A 19,554-nucleotide genomic window follows, 5' to 3' on the forward strand; every position below is an offset into this window, starting at 1 on the left:
GTGATCCCGCAGCGCGTGAAACTGTCCGGCTTCCTCTCGTACAAGGACGAGCAGGAGATCCCGTTCGCCGGGGCGTCCGTCTGGATGCTCGCCGGGACGAACGGGTCCGGGAAGTCGTCCATCTTCGACGCCGTCACGTATGCGCTGTTCGGCCACCACCGCGGCGGCAGCCAGAACGCCATCGAACTCATCAACAAGGATTCGACTTCTCTCGCCGTCGAGTTCGACTTCACGTCCGACGGCGTGCTGTTCCGCATCCGCCGGACGCTGAAACGGTCCGCGAAGGGGACGGCCAGCGGCACGCAGCAGATCTTCCGCTCGCTGGGCGGCGACGACTGGGAGGCCGTCGAGGACACGAACAAGAAGGTGGACTTCGACAAGTGGGTCCACGAGCACATCGGCCTGACCTACGAGACGTTCACGTCGTCCGTGCTGCTGCTCCAGGGGAAGGCCGAGAAGCTGCTCGACAGCAAGCCGAGCGGCCGCGCGGAGGTGCTGGCGGGCATCGTCGATCTCGAGCGCTACCAGCGACTGTACGAGCGGGCGAACCAGAAGAAGCTCGCGCTGAAGGGGCAGCTCGAAGCGCTGTCGCACCAGCAGAGCGCCGTGCCGGAGGTGAGCGAGTTCGAGTACGCCGCGGCGGTCGAGGCCATCGACAGCGTCGAGGACGAGCGGCTGGCGGCGCAGCGGGAACTCGACGCGCTCCGCGACTTGGAGGTGCAGTCGCGGAAGTGGGCCGACGCGCAGACGCGGCTGGCCGCCACGCGGGAGAAACTGCGGCAGGCGGAATCGCTGCTCGGTTCGGCCGTGAAGATCGAGAAGGCGTTCGCTCGGATGGCGGAGCTGAAGGACGCGCTCCCGGCGGCGTCGGCGGTCGTGACGACCCGCGCGAAACTACTCGAATCCGAGCGGAAGACGGAACGCCTTCAACGGGATCGCGACGACGCGACGGAGCGCCGCACGCTCGCGGACAACACGCTCAGCACGGCGAAACAGAAGCGCGAAACTTTGAAAAAACAACGTGACAAGGATGAGGAGACGCTTGCGAAAACCGTCGCCCGCCTCCGCGAACTCGCGGGCGTGCTGCGTTCTGTCGAACTCGCCGAGGAGCAGGAAACCCGCGTCACGAACTTCGACAAGGATTTGTCCAAGCTCCCGGCCGATCCCGCGTCAGAAGTGCGGACGGCGCAGGACGAACTCGACCGGCTGCAGGAACTCGGCCGCGTCCTGCCGGTGCTGCAACGGGTCCACGACGAGCGGACGGAACTGAAGGGTGCGAATCAACGGCAGCAGGTTTCGCAGAAGCGAGCCGACGAGATCAAGGTTCTCGGCGAGACGAAGCGCGACGCGATGAAGAAACTGGCGGACGAACTGGCCGACGCGAAGGCCGCCCGCGCCGCGGCCGACGAGCGCGCCGCCGGGGCCGCCGTCCTCGCCCGACAGGCGAAGGAACTGCTCGCGGAGTTCTCGTCACTGACCGGCGAGAAGTCCTGCCGCGCGTGCGGGCAGCCGCTGACGCCGCAGCACTTCGAGGAGGAGAAGAGCCGCCGCACGGAGGAGGCAAAGGTCGCCGAGCAGAAGTTGACGGCGGCGACGACCGCCCAGCGTGCGGCGACGGCCCGCGAGAAGGAACTGCACGACCGCGAGCAGGACGGCAAGGCGGAACTCGACAAGCTCCGCGAGGACTACAAGGACGCGGACACGGAACGCAAGCAGGCCGCGGCCGACATCACCCGCCATTTGAAGACGCTGAAGCTCGCCTACGCGGAACTGCCGCCGTACCTGGCGAAGAAGATTTCGCCGTCGGAACCCGCGGACTGGCCGGCGACGGCGTTCCCGGCCCGCGACGAACTCGCCCGCATGAACCAGGACGCGGCCGGCCTCGACGCCGCCCGGCGGACGCTCCGCGCCGCGACGGACACGCTCGACAAGTGGAAGCAACTCCGGGCCGAGCGGGACGCCGCGAAGCAAACGCTCGCCAAGCTGAAGGCCAGTTTGCCGAAGGAAAACCTTCTCACACTTCGTGAGGAGAGCGGCAACCTGCAGGCGGGCGAGACGAGCTTACAGAACGCCATCCGTTCGACGAAGACGAACCTCGGAATGATCGAGACGGAGATCGACCGCCTCGGCCGGGAGTCGCACGCGGCCGTCACCACGCTCACGGAGATCGTCGGCAAGTTCCACACGGAGGACGTGACCCGCACGCACTGCCGGGAGACGATCGACCGCGAGATGAGGAAGCTCGACCCGGCGTGGCAGATGCGGGTCGAGAAGGCGGGCATGGCCGAGTACCACGGGTGGAAGGCCGAGTACGACGACCTCGTCGCCGCCGACACGGAGGTGACGTACCGCAAGCTCGAAGTCGCCCGCGGCGGCCTCGACGCCATCCGCGGCGAGATTCGCAGGCAGGAAACGGAAGCGAACGAGTTCCCCGAAACGGCCCGACTTCAACCGGATGAGGTGAAGCAGCGGATCGCGACGGCCCGCGGCGCGCTCGACGAGAAGGACAAGGAACTGCGGGACGCGCAGCGGCGGAAGTCCGTCTTCGACGGCCACCGCGAACAGCGAACGAAGCTCGGCGAGCAGTGGAAGGCGGCCGAGGCGGAGTTCAACCGGTTCAAGATTCTCTCCGAACTGCTCGGCCGCGACCGGCTCCAGCGGCACCTCGTCCGGCAAGCCGAGCGGCAGATCGTGGACTACGGCAACGCCGTCCTCGACCGGCTGTCCGGCGGGCAATTGTTCCTCAAGCTCGTCGGCGGCGACGAGGGGGCCGGCACGGACCGCGCCCTGGATTTGGAGTGCTACAACCGCACGACCGGCGGCGCGCCGATAAACGTCCTGTTCCTGTCCGGCAGCCAGAAGTTCCGGGTGGCTGTCAGCCTCGCACTCGGCATCGGGCAGTACGCCAGCCGCCAGCACCGGCCGATCGAGAGCGTCATCATCGACGAGGGGTTCGGCTGCCTCGACCGCCAGGGCCGGCAGGTGATGATCCAGGAGCTGCAGAACCTCCGCGGCCACCTGCACTGCATCCTGTTGGTGAGCCACCAGGAGGAGTTCGCCGAGGCGTTCAACGACGGCTACCACTTCTCGCTGGAGAACGGCGCGACGCGGGTGAAGCGGTTCCAGCGGTAGCAGTACTTTTTGGAACCCAGAGCGGAAGCGACGGGGTGTGGGATCAGCCCCCACACCCCGTCGCTTCCGCTCTGGGTTCCACGATGAGTCGTATCATTCCCGCATGAACTACCTGCAGCGCACCCTGTCCAGTCCGCGGTGGCAGTGGCTGAACCGGCTGATCGGCCCGTTCGTCTGGTCCGGCGGCCCGGACAACCAGTGGCTGCGGGTCGTCATGAACCGCGAGACCGAGAATCTCGTCGCCGGGCTGAAGCCGGAGACGCTGAAGGCGCTCGAAATCTCCGGCAACAACTGGGACCGCCCGAACCTGTTCCGCGAGTACAAGGCCGTCGATTACCCGGAATACGACGTGTGCGCCGGGCCGTACCCGGACACGTTCGACCTGATCTTCGCCGAGCAGGTCTTCGAGCACCTGCTGTGGCCGTACCGGGCCGGGCGGAACGTCTACCAGATGCTGAACCCCGGCGGGCACTTCCTCATCAGCACGCCGTTCCTGTTGAAGGTCCACAACCACCCGGTCGATTGCTCGCGGTGGACGGAACTCGGCCTCAAGCATTTCCTCGCGGAGTGCGGGTTCGCGCTCGAGAACATCGTCACCGCGTCGTGGGGCAACCGGAAGTGCGTGACGGCGAACCTCGGCCCGCGGTGGGTGATTTACCAGAAGTGGCTGCACTCGCTGCGGAACGAGCCGACGTACCCCATCGTCGTCTGGGCGCTGGCGCGAAAATGAACCGCCGAACCTTCCTTGCAACGATCCCACTCGTGGTGGCCGGCTGCCGACCGCAAGCCGCGCCAGTTCCCGATCGCACGGCCCGCGACGCGCACCTCGCGATGCTCGAAGGCTACCGCCTGCCCGCGACGGCGACGCGGACGACGCCGAAGGCGGCGGTCGATGTCGTCGAGCGGTTCCCGGAGCTGAAGCCGCTCGTGCGGGTCGCGGTGCGGCTGCACCCGCGGTTCGGCGACGAGCCGGGCGTTGGGGAGTCCAAGCTCGGCGGGGCGTTTCTCTGGCCGCTGGCCGACGAATGGCCTCAGTGCCCGGAGTTCCACATTCCGATGACGCCGGTGCTGCAACTGCGGGCCGAGGACGCGCCGCCGCAGTTCCCGATGAAGCCGAAGGCCGAGCTGTTCCAACTCTTCTGGACGCCGCGGGCGACGAAGGCCGGCCCGCCGCACGTCGCGGGCGTCTGGCGGGGCCGCGACGCGACCGGGCCGATCCTGTACCACGGCACGCCGCACGTTTCCGCCGACTGGGGCTTCGTCCCCGTGCCGTGCCGCCTGTTCCCGGAACGGGTCGCGGAGTTGCCGCCGCCGGCGCTCATGCCGAAGCAGATGCGCGACAAGGTCGATGCGTGGACGCCGCCGGTTCCGTTCGCGACGCACCTCGCCGCCGCCCGTGGCACGAAGCTCGGCGGCTGGCCGCGGGTTCCGGACGCCCCGAAGTGCCTGACGTGCGTTCACCCGATGGACTACCTGCTGACGGTCGATTCGTGCGAGTGGACGGCGGCGGGCGCGGCCCGGTGGAAGCCGGCCGAGGACCGCGACGCGGACGGCTTCCGCCGCGCCGCCGGCCTCGACTTCGGCAAGCCCGACACGGCCGTGCAGGTGTACGTCTGCCGCCGCTGCGAGAAGTGGCCGCTGCGGGCGGTAATCGCTTAACCGACGGCGTAATCGGTTAGCTGGCGACTGCGAGGAGACTTAAAACCGAGAACGATGCGATCCTTCGGAATCCCGGCCTCGACCAGCGCCTCTGCTAACGGTCGGTTCGTACCGTCGTACTGAATCCAAACCTTGCCGTCGATCAAATCGGCGTGCAGGATCGCGCCGTGGACGTAGGTGTTGTTTTCCCGACCGAATCGAATGAGTTCAAAGTGCCGGCCGCCCACGTCCTCGACCATCTCGGCCGTGATGCCGTGACCGCCCGTCCACTCGGCGTACTGTTGGAAGACTTGGCGGATGATCGCTTTGTATTCGGCTAGTTGATCCATCGGGTCACCCGACGCGAACTGACATCGAACACGATCAACGGGACAGTGTAGGCCGAGAGAATCGTTCGCCCGAATTCCTGGCTCAGGAAGTCATTATAAACCTCGGATTCCACCGCCATCAAGAGCTTGCGGTCCGGCTCGCGGACGGACAACACGAACCGATAGAGCATGAACTGGCCGAGCGCTTCTTCGAGGTTTCGCACGTCCGAGGGACCGCGGAAGCTTTGTACTTCCACGGCGATCCGTTGCCCGGCCTTCTCCGCCGAGAACGCCGCGTCTTCCGCGGCGAGATCGATCAACACGTCCCGTCCGCCGAACTGCAAGCGCAACGGGTCGGCCGTGATCGTCCACCCGTCGGCGATGAGGGCCTCCCGAACGATGTGATGGTGAATGTTTCGTGCCGACATCACTCGCTCCGTGAAAAAACCTCACGAGCAAGCTCGTGAGGTTTCGCTTTTCTCGCCACTGTCACTTCCGCGCGATGTTCGGCGGCAGGTCGGCCAGTTCCACCGACACCGGGGCGTAGTGGCTGAACTCCATGCTGAAGCTCGCCTTGCCCTGCGTCGCACTCCGCAGGTCGCTGGTGTACCCGAAAAGGTTCGCCAGCGGAATCTTCGCCATCACCTGCGCGACGCCCTTGTCCTCGCTCGTCTCCTCGATGATGCCCCGCTTGCTGCTGATGTTCCCGGTGATCGGCCCCTGGTACTCCTTCGGGGAAACCACCACCACCTTCATGATCGGCTCCAGCAGCGTGATCCCGGCCTTCGACTCGGCCTCCCGGAACGCTTCCAGCGCACACAGGTAGAACGCGTCCTGAGACGAGTCCACGTCGTGGTACTTCCCGAAGTGCAGGTCGAACTCCAGGTCCACGAACGGGAACGGGTACTTGTACCCCTTCTTCGCCGCCTCCCGGAGACCTTCCTCCACGCTCGGGATGTACTCCTTCGGGATCGACCCCTGGGTGATGCTGTTCACGAAGTAGACGTTGTTCGGGTCCGGCTTGACCTTCGGGTCCTTCAGCTCCTCGATCTCGCGGACCTTCTCCTCGATCGCCTCCGGCGTCAGCGGGCTGTACTTCACCACGATGACGGCGAACTTCCCGCGGCCGCCCGTCTGCTTGACGAACTTGTACTCGAAGTCCACAACCTTGCTGAAGCACTGGCGGTACGCGACGCGGGGCTTGCCGAGCTTAATCAACTCGGTGTTCTCCTGCGGCACGCCGATGGCCCGCTTCAGCTTCTCGATGGAGATTTCCAGGTGCAGCTCGCCCATCCCGGAGAGGATCGTTTCCTTCGTCTCCTCGTCCGTGTGCGTCTTCAACGTCGGGTCGTCGCGGACGAGCCGGTTGAGCGCCTCGCCGACCTTCCCGGCGTCGAGCGTCTTGCTGAAGCTCAGCGCCTGCGCGATGACCGGCTTCGGGAACTGGATCGCTTCCAGCGCGATCGGCTGGTCCGGGTCGCACAGCGTGTTCCCGGTGTACGTGTCCGCGAGGCCCATCGCCGCGACGATGTCGCCGGGGCCGGCCTTTTCGAGGTTGATCCGCTTGTCGCCCATCATCCGGTAGAACCGGGCGATCCGCTCCTTCTTGCCGGTCGTCGTGTTCGTGTACGACTCGCCCGGCTTCAGCTCGCCGGAGTAGACGCGGATGTACACGAGGTCGCCGTTCGTCTCGGCGACGGTCTTGAACGCCAGCGCGCTGAGCGGCTCGGACGCCTCCGGCTTCCGCTGCTGGGCCTCCTTCGTCTTCGGGTGCAGCCCGTCCACCGGCGGCCGGTCGAGCGGGCTGGGCAGGCAATCGACGACGAGGTCGAGCAGGTGCTGGACCCCGTGGAACATCTTGCTGCTGCCGCAGTGGACCGGCGTGAAGGTGTTGTCCAGCGTCCCCTTCCGCAGGGCGGCCCGAATCTCATCGTTGCTGACCGGCTTGCCTTCGAGCACGGCTTCCATGATCGCGTCGGACGCGGCCGACACGCCGTCGAGCATCTGCTCGCGGCGCTTCTCGGCCTCGGCCCGGTACTTCTCCGGCACGTCGGTGGTGAAGAACTTGCGGTTCGTCTTGTCCGACAGGTCGCGGGTGATCAGCTTCATCTCGATCAGGTCGATGATGCCTTCCAGCTTGTCGTCCTGCCCGGCGGGGATGGTGACGACGACGGGGTTGGCGTGCAGCTTCGTCTTCATCTGCTCGACGCACGCCCAGAAGTCGGCCCCCATGCGGTCGAGCTTGTTCACGTAGGCGACGCGGGGGACCTTGTACTTGGTCGCCTGCCGCCACACGGTCTCGGACTGCACCTCGACGCCGCCCTTGGCGCAGAACACGCCGACCGCGCCGTCGAGGACGCGGAGCGACCGCTCGACCTCGGCCGTGAAGTCCACGTGGCCGGGGGTGTCGATGATGTTGATGGCGATGTCGTTGTCCGCCCGGTCCTTCCAGTCGATGGACACCGCGGCGGAGTTAATCGTGATGCCCTTCTGGCGTTCGAGCGGGTCGAAGTCGGTGGTCGTGTCCCCGTCGTCCACGTCGCCGACCTTGTGCTTGGTCCCGCTGTAGTACAGAATCCGCTCCGTCGTGGTCGTCTTGCCGGCGTCAACGTGGGCCATGATTCCGATATTGCGTACTTTGTCGAGCATCGTCATCGGCCGGCCTTCTGTGTGAGCCGGCTCCCTTCGCACGAGGAAACAAACGACCGCCGGGGGCACACGCCTCGGTCGGCTTGCGGGACGGAACAGCCATTATTCGTGACACCGGGCGGACCGCCAAGTTCGCCCACGCACGGAAGAGAGGCTACGAGTTAATCGTATGCCGAAGAGATTGATCGTCCACCGGCCCGCGAGAAGGTTCCGTGAGGCCCGTTTTGCACTGGAATCCCGCCCCCGCTTCCCGTCAAATCGGGGAAAGACTCGCGGACCAACCCATGTCCAACGAAGCGCAGACGATCGACCACATCGACACGAACGAACCCGACGCCCCGGCCGGGCGACGGCCGGCGAAACCGGTCGTCTCGCCGGCCGGGTTCGAGGTCCACGAGGAAATCGGGCAGGGCGGCATGGGCGTCGTCTACCGTGCCCGCGACCTGACGCTGAACCGCGAAGTCGCGATCAAGGTTCTGCAGGACCGTTATCCCGCCGGGTCGGCGACGGCGGCCCGGTTCGTCGAAGAAGCCCAGATCACGAGCCAACTCCAGCACCCCGGCATCCCGGCCGTGTATCAGGTTGGCCAGCTGCCGGACGAGCGGCCGTACCTGGCGATGAAGCTGATCCGCGGGGAAACCCTCGAAGAGAAACTGAAATTAGCAACCCCGGTCAGCCCGCTGCCGGTCATGGAGGCCATCGCCCAGGCCGTCGGGTTCGCGCACTCGCAGGGGGTCATTCACCGCGACCTGAAGCCGGCGAACGTCATGGTCGGCCGCTTCGGCGAGGTGCAGGTCATGGACTGGGGGTTGGCGAAGCACCTCTCGGCCCCGGAGCGGACCGAGCCGCACGCCGACCTCGCGACTCATCGCGACGCCGACGGGTCGTTCACCCAGGCCGGGTCGGTCATGGGCACGCCGGCGTACATGCCGCCGGAGCAGGCGAACGGCGACATCGAACAGATCGACCAGCGGGCGGACGTATTCGGCCTCGGCGCGATCCTCTGCACGATCCTCACCGGCCATCCGCCCTACACCGGGGAGTCGGCGGCATCCCTCCGCGCGGCGGCCTCCCGCGGCGACACGGCCGACGCCTTCCGCCGGCTCGACGCCGCGGCCGTCGATCCCGAAATCGTCGCCCTCTGCAAGGCGTGCCTGAGCTTCGATCCGAAGGACCGCCCGGCGGACGGCACGGCGGTCGCCGAAAGAATTGCGGCCATCCGCGCCTCCGCCGACGACCGCGCCCGGCAGGCCGAGGTCAGCCGGGCGGCGGCGGAAGTCCGGTCGGCGGAGCAGCAGAAGCGGCGGCGGGCGATGTTCGTCGCCGCGTTCGCGATCAGCGCGGCGTTCGCCGTCGGCATCGTCGGGACGACCCTCGGCATGATCCGAGCGAGGGCGGCCCGCTCCGACGCCGAGAGTGCGAAGCAAGGCGAAGCCGACCAGCGGCAGAAGGCCCAGGACCGGCTCGTGAAGGCGGTGAGCGCCGTCGAGCAGCTGATGACGCGGGTGAGCGGCGAGCGGTGGGCGGCGCGGCCGGAGATGCAGGCCGAGCGGCGGGAGATGCTCGAAGAGGCCGTCGCCTTCTTCCGCAGCTTCGACGAGGCCGACAGCCGCGACCCGGCGGTGCGGCGGCAAACGGCGCGGGCGTACCTGCTCACCGGGGTCGCCTACATATCCCTCGGTGAGTACGACGAGTGCGCCGGGGCCGTCGGCCCGGCCCGCGACCTGTACGCCGGGTTGGTCGCCGAGTTCCCGGCCGACATGCCGTCCCGCCGCGGGCTGGTCGAGTCGGTCGCGTTGCAAGGCCACGTCGCCGCCATCGCCGCCGACTACGCGACGGCCCAGGAGAAGTACGCCGAGGCGCTCCGGCTCGCGGAGGCGGCGAGCGGCATCGACCCGACCTCGGAAGACGCGAAGGTCGCCGTCGCGGAGATGAACACGTCGCTCGCGCTCTTCTACAGCTTCCAACAACCCGAGAAGAGCGTCGAGTTCCACAACAAGGCGCTCGCCATCGGCGAACAACTGACCGGCGGCGGGCGGGCCTCCTTCCGCGGCAGGCTCGTCGTCTTCAGCGCGCTCGTCAACCTGGCCACGACCGACATCCAAACGGGCCGGGTCGGGCCGGCCCTGCAAAAGTTCGACCGCGCCCACGGGATGATTCCGGGGATGGACGCCGTGCCGCCACCGTCCGCCCGCGCCGCCGAGAGTTACGGCCTCGCGAAGGCCACGCTCGGCGTCTTCCGCGGGATGTTGCTGTACCGCACGGGGAAGAAGCCGGACGGGCTGGCGGGCATCCGCGGCGGCCTCGAACTGATCGACCGACTGCTGGTGGTTCAACCGAAGTCGTTCCCGCTACGGGTCAAGAAGCTGCAATTCCTGGCGACCTACGCCGACCTGCTGATGCGGGACAACGACCGGGCCGAGGCGGAGAAGGTGTTCGGCATTCTCAAACAAGAAGAGGAGCGGATGGTCGCCGAGTCGCCGTCCGCCGGGTGGGTCCGGCGGATCGGGATGTTGCAGCGGTCGATGTTCCTCGTCGCGCAGGCCGCCGACGGCCTCGCCGACGCGGTCGAGAGGTCGGCCGAGGAACTGTTGAAGACGCAAGAGCCGCAACTGGGGTTGATCGTGCAGTACAACGTCGCGTGCGCTTACTCCCAACTCGCGAAGTCCGCGCCGACGGCCGACCGGGGCAAGTACGCCGACCGCGCGGTCACCCTGTTGGAGGACCTCAAGGCGAAGGGGTACTACAAGAGCGCGGGCAACGTCCGCCACCTCGCCGCGGACACGGACTTCGACCCGATCCGCGGCCACGACGGGTTCAAGAAGTTCGTGGCCGCGTTACCGAAGTCGGACGAGCCGAAGAAGAACTGACGGCGCTACTTCTTCTCGGCGAGGTTCACGAGCTTGCCGACGGACTTCGAGTTGTTGTTGCCGACCTCGTCGAGTTCCGTGCCGGTGTCCTTGAGCGTCCACTTCAACACTTTCGTGTTGTTCGGCAGCCCCTTCTCCGGCTGACTGAGCAGAATCACGCCGCGGTCGTATGACCAGACGGCGGTGCCGTCCGGCTCGGTGTACCGGCCGTTCGAGTAGAGGTAGGCCACCCACTTGCCCGTCCACGTAACCCCGGTTATTTCCCACCGCGCCACGAGCTTCGGGGCGAGGGCATCCTTCTTCAACTTGAGAACCGCGGCCGCTTGCGTGTCCTCCTTCGCCTTCGTGTGGGCGTCGATCACCTTGTCGAACGCCTCGGCCAGCGCCTTCTCGGCGGCCAGCCGGGTGCGGATGAATTCCACGAGGGCCGGCCGCGACAGGGCCGACCACGGGTACCACCCGTGCTGCTCGAACGCCGTTTTCTCGGCCTTGAGCTGTTCGATGAGCTTCTGCTTCTCCTCCGCCTTCTTCGACGATTGGCGGATGAGGTCCGTGTTCTTCTCGAACGCGGCCGCGAGTGCCTTCTCGGCCTTCTCGATGGCTTGCGTGTAGGCGGTCTGGGCCTTGTCCAGTTGCTCGTCGGCGGCAGCGGCGTGCGGGACCGCGAGCACGACGAGGAGTGCGAATAGTCTCATCTCGGATTCGCTCCCGCGTTTGGGACGGTCGGCGTGTCAGGTTTCGCCCGGCGGTCGTGGCCCCAACCGGGCGACCGCCGATTCGAGCCACGCCGTGCGCTCGGGTTCCGTGGCCGCGAACGCGGCCCACTCCTGGCGAATGAGATTCACGTCGATCTCGTTCCGGTTGGCGATCAACAGCGTTTCCATGTCCGCCAGATCTTCCGCGCGGAACGACAGGAGTTTCGTGAGGATCAGCCCTTCCGGGGAGGCAACCCGGAGGGGCTCTCCGGCCCACGTTTCGACTTTGGCCGAGGTCATGACGGTGTTATAGACCGGCAGAATCCGTTGCATCCAGTCGATCCGAACGCGGTCGCGATAAAACACCGTGAACCGTTCGGTCGGCCACCGGCGAATCACGTCCATCACGTCGATGGCAAACCCATCGGTCGCTAAGTCTTCCAGAAGCGGGGGGAAGGATAGGGCCGGGACGTGAACGATGAAATCGGCGTCCTTCGTGGACCGGGGACGGCTGCGGAGGCCTACGGCCAGCCACCGATCAGGGCGTGATTCGCCTTTCGCCGGGCGAACGCCTTCGCGATGTCCCGCACGGCGTCCGACAGTTCTTGTTCAAACATGGCGGCTCGCGAAGGCAAGAATGGATCGACGGGCCTCGTCCTCCTCGCGGTCGGCGATACGGTCGATGCGCTCCTGCCGCCCGGACGTTTCTCGCAGGAAGTGGTAGAGGCGGAACATTTCGTCGAACGCATGAACCCGGTCGTCCGGCGTTAGCGCGCGGAATCGCGCGACCTCCTCGCGGATCACCTCTTCCTGGCTAGGGAACGCTATCGGGAGCTGCATCGGTAACCCTCCGCATACGACCGATTATGCCGCACCCAACGCCCCGCCGCCGCTACGCGATCAGCTTCTTGTCTTGCAAGTAGGTCAGGATCATCGCCACGCCGACCTCCACGGCCTGCTTCGAGGCGTCGAACGTCAGTTCGGGGTTGGTCGGCGGCTCATACGGGTCGTCCACGCCGGTGAACCCCATCCCCCGACCGCTCGCGGCGGCGGCGCGGGCTTGCTTGTACAGCCCCTTCGGGTCGCGGGCTTCGCACGTCTCGATCGGCGTGTTCACAAAGATTTCAACGAACGGCAGCGGTCCGCCGGCGTTCTCGGCGTGAATCCTTCGCACCGCGTCGCGGTCCCGGCGGTACGGGCTGACGAAGCTCGTCAGCGCGAACAGCCCGGCGTCGGCGAACAGCTTCGCCACCTCGCCGATGCGGCGGACGTTCTCCTCCCGGTCCTCCGCCGAGAAGCCGAGGCCGAACCGCTTGGCCGTTCCCTCGCCGACGCCGCGGGTATCCATCAGAATCTTCGGCCCGGCGTTCAGCCCGAATCGGACGTTGTCGCCGTCGAGCCGATACGCCGCGTGGCCGCGGCGGATGAGTTCCTGTTCGAGGGCCGCGGCCAGCGTACTCTTGCCGGACCCGGACAGGCCGGTGAACCACAGGGTCGCGCCGGTTTGTTTGAGGAGCTGCTGCCGCTCGTCACGGGTGACCGCGCCGGGGTGGTAAACGATCTGCGTCAGTTGGATGTCGGCCATCGTGACCTGTCGGGAATGGTTGCTTGCAGAAGTGATACAGACGGCCCGGTTTTCAGGCCAACGGCCCGGGAGCGCTCAGCCCAGGGCAAGGGCCGCAGGCCCGCCGCCCTGGGTCGCGGCCGCAACCACCTGGCAGGCTGAAAGCCTGCGACAAGGCGGTCGCGGACACGCATGCGTCCCCGCGGCACCGCGCCCAGGGCGTTGCCCTGGGCTGAGCGCTCTCAGGCTTTCAGCCTGAAAACCGGTGCTGTGATAGGAACGATTGGAAAAGGTGGGGATGCCGCTTCACTCCGCCAGGAACTCGACCGTCTTCCGCACCCGGCGGGTGCTCTGCGGGTTCGGGTCGCGGATTTCGAGCGTCAGCGAGTACCGGCCGGCCTTCTCCGGGACCGGGAACTCGATCTTCAAGAAGAAGTCCCGCACCGGGCTGCGGGTGAAGTCGGCCCGGACGAACGGCAGTTCCGCGACCATCTTCCCCTTCTCGATGTCGTACAGTTCGACGACCCGGCCCATCGCGTCCTTCAGCTGCAGGCTGCCGCTCAGCCGCGAGACGTGCCCGGCCTCGCCGCTGGCCATCACCGCCGGCTCGGACGGCACGCGGTCGATCTCGGCGTACAGCAGCCCGATGCCGCCGGGCAGGAACTTGTGGTTCGCCGGGAGCGGGTGGTAGACGCCGTACTGCACGACCTTGTGGACGAACGCCGTGGTTCGGATTTCGAGCGGGGCGGACTTGTTCACCAAATCGACGACCGTGTCGAGTTGCTTGGCGAGGGCGGCCGCCGCCCGCGGGTCGCGGCCGGTGAGGTCGGTCGTCCGGGCCGTGTCGATCAACGGTAGAAGTAACAACAACAGTTCCTGATTCGGCCGCTCGAAGGTGGACAGGTGGCCGACGGCGGCGGCGAACTGGTTATCGAGGTGCGCACGCAGCGCCGCAACGAGCGGGCCGTCCGGCCGCGGGGCACGGTCCCGCGGGTCGAGGAACGACCCGCCGTAAGGGAGTGGGTTCGGCTCGGTCGCGGACGCCGGGACCGGCGGGGCCGGGACGATGGACTCGGTCGCCGGGTCCGCCGCCGGCGGCCGCTGCGATTGCGCGACGACCTCGGCCTTCGTGACCCGCTGGCCGGGTGCGAGCGCCGTGAACTCGCTGACGTTCGGCGGCGGAACGGGCGGCAGCTTTGCCGGCTCCGGGGAAAAGAACTTCGTCACCGCACAGGCCGGCAGCGCGGGTAGGAGCAGAGCGAACAGGAGTTGCAGCCGAATCCCGGCCATCCGCACCTCGTTGACCGCGCCGGACCGCGCGGGCCGAGGGATATAGTCGCGGGCGGCGGAACGATCAAGGTGAAGCCGGCGGACGGCCTGGCAAAAGTCCGCAATTGTATCTGTCGCGTCAACCCAGGTGGCGATTCCGCCACGGGGGGCCACCCGTGGCGGTGGCGGCGGTGGCGGCGGCGCTGCCGATTTGACAGCTTGACTCGACGGTAAGGGCGTGGCGGCCTCCGAAACCTCCCAAACTCTCGTGCCGCCCTTCCGCGAACCCCGCAAGTTGTCTATACCGATAGAATTGGTTTTTATTCGTTTGTCCACCTGAGACGCGACCCGATGGCCGCCCGCTCGTTCTGCCACCTGCACTGCCACACGCACTACAGCCTCCTCGACGGCTTCAACCGCATCCCGGAGCTCGTCGAGCAGACGAAGAGGCTCGGCATGAACTCGTGCGCGATAACCGACCACGGCAACCTGTACGGCGCGGTCGAGTTCTACACGAAATGCACCGAGCAGGGCGTCAAGCCGGTCATCGGGTACGAAGCCTACGTCGCCCCCGGCGACCGCCGCGAGCGGAAGAAGGTGGACGGCAACAACTACTTCCACCTGACGCTCTTGGCGAAGAACAACGTCGGGTTCAAGAACCTCATCAAGCTCTCCAGCATCGCGTTCCTCGAAGGGTTCTACTACAACCCGCGGATCGACAAGGAGGTACTCGAAGCCCACAGCGAGGGGTTGATCTGCCTGAGCGGCTGCCTCGCCGGCGAGCTGAGCGAACTTGTCCTCAAGGAGAAGACGAAGGAAGCCCACGCCCTCGTGAAGTGGTACGAGCGGGTCTTCAAGGACGACTTCTACCTCGAAATTCAGAACAACGGCCTCGACCTCCAGGACCAATGCACGGTCGCGGTCACCGAGATCGCGAACAAGGTCGGCATTCCGCTCGTGGCGACGGCCGACGCGCATTACCTCTGCGCCTCGGACGCCGACGCGCACGACGTGCTGTTCTGCATCAACACCGAGCGGAAGCACAACCCGAACAAGCGGCTCTACCCGGAAGGGCGGATGCCGAACCCGTACTACGTCCGCAGCCCGGAGGACATGTACAACCTGTTCCCGAAACACTCTGAAGCGGTCGGCATGTCGCAGCAGATCGCGGACAAGGTGGACGTGCAGCTCGACTTCAAGAAGCGGCACTTCCCGGTGTTCGCCACGCCGGGGAAGATGTCCGAAGACCAGTACCTCCGCAAGCTGTGCGACCAGGGCGTCCGCGAGCGGTACGGCGAAAACCCGCCGAAGGCCGTGTGGGACCGGCTGGCCCACGAGCTGAACATCATCACGCGGATGCGGTACTCGGCGTACTTCCTGATCGTCTGGGACTTCGTCCGGTTCGCCCGCGAGAACGGCATCCCGTCCACCGCCCGCGGGTCCGGGTGCGGGGCGATCGTGGCCTACGCGCTCTACCTCAGCCACGTCTGCCCGCTGGAGTACGACCTGCTGTTCGAGCGGTTCCTCGACCCGAACCGGACGGAGCCGCCGGACATCGACATCGACTTCTGCCAGGACCGGCGGGAACTCGTCATCGACTACGTGAAGCAGAAGTACGGCCAACGGAGCGTAGCGCAGATCGGCACGTTCGGCACGCTCGCGGCGAAGGCGGCGCTCAAGGACGTGGGTCGGGCGCTCGACGTGCCGTTGGAGCGGGTCAACTTCCTGTGCAAGCTCGTGCCGATGAAGGGGGCGATCTCGCTCGACCTGGCCGACGCGATGGCGACGCCGGACTTCCGCCGGGAGTACGACACCGACCCGCAGGCCCGCAAGCTCATCGACGTGGCGATGAAGCTGGAGGGGATGAACCGCAACGTCGGCACGCACGCCGCCGGCGTGGTCATCGCGAACGGGGACATCACGGACTACGTCCCGGTCCAGCGGGCGGTCCGCAAGAGCGACGGGCAGAACGGCGAGAAGGCGACCGGCGACGTGGTCGTCACGACGCAATGGGAGATGGGCATCCTCGAGAAGGTCGGGATGCTCAAGATGGACTTCCTCGGGTTGCGGAACCTGACCGTCCTCGACAACACGGTGAAGCTGATCGAGAAGAACCGCGGCATCAAGGTCGATCCGATGGCGTTCCCGCTCGACGACAAGGCGACTTACGCCCTGTTGCAACGGGGCGACGCGAAAGGCGTGTTCCAGCTCGAAAGCGAGGGCATCCGCGCCCTCCTCCAGCGGATGAAGCCGGACAACATCCGCGACCTGATAGCGGTGCTCGCGCTGTACCGCCCCGGCCCGCTCGGCGGCGGCATGGTGGACGCTTACGTGAATCGCAAGCACGGCCGCGAGACGTGGGGCTACCCGCACCCGGTCATGAAGGAGATTCTCGACGAGACCTACGGCGTCCAGGTCTACCAGGAGCAGGTGATGCGGCTCTTGAACCGCCTCGGCGGGATCGAGCTGTCGAAGGCGTACGCGGCGATCAAGGCGATCAGCAAGAAGAAGCAGGACGTGATCGACGCGAGCAAGGCCGACTTCGTGAAGGGGGCCGTCGAGCGCGGGCTGAACCGCGAGACGGCCGAGGAAATCTTCGGACTGATTGAGAAGTTTGGTTCTTACGGCTTCAACAAGTCACATACGGCCGCGTACGCCCAGATCGGTTACCAGACCGCCTACTTGAAGACGCACTACACGGCCGAGTTCATGGCCGCGCTGCTGTCCAGCGAGATCGACGACGGGAACAAGCGGCTGGTCATGGTCGATCACATCGCGGACGCGAAGAAGCTCGGCGTGGACGTGCTGCCGCCGGACATCAACAGCGGGCAGCCGGACTTCGACGTGAAGAACGGGCAGATCACGTTCGGCCTGACCGCCATCAAGGGCCTCGGCCGGGGGGCGGCGGAAGAGATCGTCCGGGCGCGGGCGCAAGGCGGGCGGTTCAAGGACCTGTTCGACTTCTGCGAGCGGGTGGACGGCCGGATCGTGTCAAAGGCGGCGGTCGAGCGGGTCATCAAGGCCGGGGCGATGGACGCCTTCGGCCGGCGGTCGGCGCTGACGCTCGCCGTCGAGAAGGCGTTCTCCGCCGCCGAGCAGCGGATGGCGGACAGGAAGCGCGGGCAGAAGAACTTCTTCGACCTGTTCGACGGCGGGGACGAGGCCGAGGCGAACGGCGCGCCCGCGGGCGGCCACCACGGGCTGCCCGACATCGCGGAGTGGCCGGAGGTCGAGAAGCTGAAGTACGAGAAGGAGGCGCTCGACTTCTACATCTCGTCCCACCCGCTCGCGCAGTACGACGACCAGTTGCGGAGGTTCCGCACGCACACGGCCGCGGAGTGCGTTAAGCTGCCGCAGGGGTCCAGCGTGCTCCTCGCGGGGATGATTACCGGGTTGCAGCACCGCACGGTCCAAAAGAACGGCAAGCGGTGGGCCATGCTGTTCCTCGAAGACTTCACCGGGCAGGCGAAGTGCATCCTGTGGAGCGAGGTGTTCCTCCAGTTCCAGAACGTGATCCAGGACGACGCCATCGTCCTGTTCGAGGGGACCCTCGAATGGCGGGACGGGTCGAGCACCGGCGACGTAATCGTGAAGCGGGTGCTGGACGTGGACCAGGCGAAGCGAGAGATGACGCGGGTGATGCTGCTGCGGATGACCTACGCCGACGACGCCGAGACGCTACACAAGTTCGAGGGGCTGAAGGGCGTGCTGACCCGGTCGCGGGGGCGGTGCCCGGTTCACCTCTCCGTGCGGGACAAGGGCGGGAACGTCGCGGAACTAAAGCTGGCGAACGACTACGCCGTGGATCCGAACAAGGTGATCGTCGAAGACCTGGAAAAAATTCTCGGGCCGGGGAACGTGATCTTCACGAAGTAGCGGGGGCGAGCCGCTTCGTCGGCCGTTCGAGGCCGATAAAGTTCCGCAGGCCGAGCAGGATAATCATGCTGATGGACCGCAGGGCTTCCTTCCCGTTCACCTTGCTCGCGCCGGCCCGGCGGTTCTCGAACAGGATCGGGTACTCGCCGAGCTTCGCCCCGGCCTTGTGGCAGCGGAACAGGACCTCCTGCTGGAACGAGTACCCGCGGCTGCGAATCCGGTCGAGCGCCGTCTCCCGGAGCTTGCTCACCCGGTAGCAGCGGAACGCCCCGCTCGCGTCCTTCACCGGCATCCGCAGCAGGAACCGCACGAGGTAGTTCACCCCCTGGCTGATGACCTTTCGCTTCAGCGGCCAGTTCTCCGTGCCGCCGCCGGCGACGTACCGCGAGCCGATCATCACGTCGTTCTTGGCCATCCCGGCGAGGATGCCCGGCAGGTACCGCGGCGGGTGGCTGAAGTCCGCGTCCATGTTCTGGTGGTAGTCGTACCCGTTGTCCATGGCGTACTTCATGGCCGCCAGCGTCGCGGTGCCGAGGCCGAGCTTGCCGGGCCGGTGCAACACGTGAATGCGCGAATCCTTCGCGGCCAGTTCGTCCGCGATCTTGCCCGTCCCGTCCGGCGAGTTGTCGTCCACGACCAGGATGTCGGCGTGCGGGGCGTACTTGTGAATCTCGTCGATCAGCTTCGCGAGGTTGCCCGCCTCGTTGTACGTGGCCAGGGAGACGAGCAGGCGGGGTTCGGTGGTCATCGGTTTCAGCGGAGGTTCGCCGTGAATGGCAACGCGGGACTCGTTTGCTACCATATTAAATCATCCGTCCGTCGTCGTATCTGCCGCGTTCACTAGCCCGATGGGGTCGCCGAATGGCCGACACAATCCCGGTAACCTGTCCCGAGTGCCAGAAGAAGATGAACGTCCCGGCGGCCGTCGCCGGGAAGAAGATCCGTTGCAAGGAGTGCGAGACGGTCATCAAGGTCGCGGCGGCCGCGCCGAAGGTCAAGAAGGCGCGGCTGGAGGAGGAGCCGAAGCCCGCGCCGCCGGCCGGCCGGCACGACGACGACGATGAGGACGCGAACCCCTACGGGAGGATGGACGACGACCTCGACATCGCCCGCTGCCCGTTCTGCGCGAAGGAGCTGGACCCGCCGGACACGATGATCTGCCTGAACTGCGGGTACGACCTGGTCCAGCGGCGGCGGCACGAGAGCAAGAAGGTCTACGCCCTCACGCCGGCCGATTACATGAAGTACCACGCCTCGACGTTCGCGTGCGTCTTCGCCGTCATCCTGTTCATCACGCTCATCGTGCTGGCGATCATGTACATGCCGGAGCTGTTCATCGAGATCGGGTTGCAGAACGAGGAAGAGAACCCGATCACGAAGAAGAAGGACTTCGTCTTCCCGCCGGGGGCTTGTACCGTGCCGTTCGTCGTGATGTCGCTCGGCATCATCTTCAAGGCCGGGGCGTTCGCGTTTAACCGGTTCGTGTACAAGTGGAAGCCGGTCGAGAAGAAGAAGGTGGACAAGTAGGACGC

At 66.4% G+C, this 19,554-nt stretch carries 15 protein-coding genes; 6 read left to right on the top strand and 9 right to left on the bottom strand.

Translation table 11 applies throughout. The annotated features are described in order from the left end of the window. The 3 genes from AC5JJ2_RS05200 (at position 1) to AC5JJ2_RS05210 (ending at position 4,791) form a co-directional block, all read left to right on the top strand. A complete protein-coding gene (locus tag AC5JJ2_RS05200) occupies positions 1 to 3,132 on the top strand; it encodes an AAA family ATPase (protein WP_495856902.1) in 3,132 nt (1,043 codons plus the stop codon). 103 nt (positions 3,133 to 3,235) lie between these two features. Next, positions 3,236 to 3,862, top strand: a complete 627-nt coding sequence (locus tag AC5JJ2_RS05205) for a class I SAM-dependent methyltransferase (RefSeq protein WP_495856903.1) — start codon at positions 3,236 to 3,238, stop codon at positions 3,860 to 3,862. Further along, the gene (locus AC5JJ2_RS05210; protein WP_495856904.1) at positions 3,859 to 4,791 is read left to right on the top strand and encodes a hypothetical protein; all 933 of its coding nucleotides are present in this window, start codon (positions 3,859 to 3,861) and stop codon (positions 4,789 to 4,791) included. The genes AC5JJ2_RS05205 and AC5JJ2_RS05210 overlap by 4 nt, the downstream gene beginning before the upstream one ends. Here AC5JJ2_RS05210 and AC5JJ2_RS05215 read toward each other — a convergent pair. The 3 genes from AC5JJ2_RS05215 to fusA all read right to left on the bottom strand — a co-directional run bounded on the left by AC5JJ2_RS05215 (position 4,788) and on the right by fusA (position 7,754). Then, entirely contained in the window at positions 4,788 to 5,120 is a 333-nt protein-coding gene (locus AC5JJ2_RS05215; protein WP_495856905.1) for a XisI protein, read from the bottom strand. The genes AC5JJ2_RS05210 and AC5JJ2_RS05215 overlap by 4 nt on opposite strands. Beyond that, a complete protein-coding gene (locus AC5JJ2_RS05220) occupies positions 5,108 to 5,527 on the bottom strand; it encodes an element excision factor XisH family protein (RefSeq protein WP_495856906.1) in 420 nt (139 codons plus the stop codon). The genes AC5JJ2_RS05215 and AC5JJ2_RS05220 overlap by 13 nt, the downstream gene beginning before the upstream one ends. Before the next feature lie 61 nt (positions 5,528 to 5,588). Further along, the gene (gene fusA / locus AC5JJ2_RS05225; RefSeq protein ID WP_495856907.1) at positions 5,589 to 7,754 is read right to left on the bottom strand and encodes an elongation factor G; all 2,166 of its coding nucleotides are present in this window, start codon (positions 7,752 to 7,754) and stop codon (positions 5,589 to 5,591) included. A 278-nt stretch (positions 7,755 to 8,032) separates the two neighbouring features. Here fusA and AC5JJ2_RS05230 point away from each other — a divergent pair, with 278 nt between their 5' ends. Next, entirely contained in the window at positions 8,033 to 10,618 is a 2,586-nt protein-coding gene (locus tag AC5JJ2_RS05230) for a serine/threonine-protein kinase (protein ID WP_495856908.1), read from the top strand. Between the two features lie 5 nt (positions 10,619 to 10,623). Here AC5JJ2_RS05230 and AC5JJ2_RS05235 read toward each other — a convergent pair whose 3' ends face one another. The 5 genes from AC5JJ2_RS05235 to AC5JJ2_RS05255 form a co-directional block, all read right to left on the bottom strand. Then, positions 10,624 to 11,313: a hypothetical protein gene (locus AC5JJ2_RS05235; RefSeq protein WP_495856909.1), complete on the bottom strand. Its 690-nt coding sequence runs from the start codon at positions 11,311 to 11,313 to the stop codon at positions 10,624 to 10,626. A gap of 36 nt (positions 11,314 to 11,349) precedes the next feature. Beyond that, complete coding sequence (locus AC5JJ2_RS05240) at positions 11,350 to 11,718, bottom strand: hypothetical protein (RefSeq protein ID WP_495856910.1); 369 nt, start codon at positions 11,716 to 11,718, stop codon at positions 11,350 to 11,352. Positions 11,719 to 11,922: 204 nt separating this feature from the next. Then, positions 11,923 to 12,153 carry a hypothetical protein gene (locus tag AC5JJ2_RS05245; RefSeq protein WP_495856911.1) on the bottom strand — a complete coding sequence of 77 codons (231 nt, stop codon included), beginning with the start codon at positions 12,151 to 12,153 and terminating at the stop codon, positions 11,923 to 11,925. A 52-nt stretch (positions 12,154 to 12,205) separates the two neighbouring features. Beyond that, positions 12,206 to 12,898, bottom strand: coding sequence for an adenylyl-sulfate kinase (cysC, locus tag AC5JJ2_RS05250; protein ID WP_495856912.1), 693 nt, complete (start codon positions 12,896 to 12,898; stop codon positions 12,206 to 12,208). 285 nt (positions 12,899 to 13,183) lie between these two features. Continuing rightward, positions 13,184 to 14,167: a hypothetical protein gene (locus tag AC5JJ2_RS05255; protein WP_495856913.1), complete on the bottom strand. Its 984-nt coding sequence runs from the start codon at positions 14,165 to 14,167 to the stop codon at positions 13,184 to 13,186. Positions 14,168 to 14,497: 330 nt separating this feature from the next. Here AC5JJ2_RS05255 and dnaE point away from each other — a divergent pair, with 330 nt between their 5' ends. Continuing rightward, entirely contained in the window at positions 14,498 to 18,022 is a 3,525-nt protein-coding gene (dnaE, locus tag AC5JJ2_RS05260) for a DNA polymerase III subunit alpha (protein ID WP_495856914.1), read from the top strand. Here dnaE and AC5JJ2_RS05265 read toward each other — a convergent pair. Beyond that, positions 18,012 to 18,770, bottom strand: coding sequence for a polyprenol monophosphomannose synthase (locus AC5JJ2_RS05265; RefSeq protein ID WP_495856915.1), 759 nt, complete (start codon positions 18,768 to 18,770; stop codon positions 18,012 to 18,014). The two genes, dnaE and AC5JJ2_RS05265, sit on opposite strands and share 11 nt — an antisense overlap. 113 nt (positions 18,771 to 18,883) lie before the next feature. On the opposite strand from AC5JJ2_RS05265, the gene AC5JJ2_RS05270 reads away from it, so the two are divergent. Next, positions 18,884 to 19,549 carry a zinc ribbon domain-containing protein gene (locus AC5JJ2_RS05270; RefSeq protein WP_495856916.1) on the top strand — a complete coding sequence of 222 codons (666 nt, stop codon included), beginning with the start codon at positions 18,884 to 18,886 and terminating at the stop codon, positions 19,547 to 19,549. Positions 19,550 to 19,554 lie beyond the last annotated feature (5 nt).

The sequence above is a fragment of the Limnoglobus sp. genome, assembly GCF_059499385.1.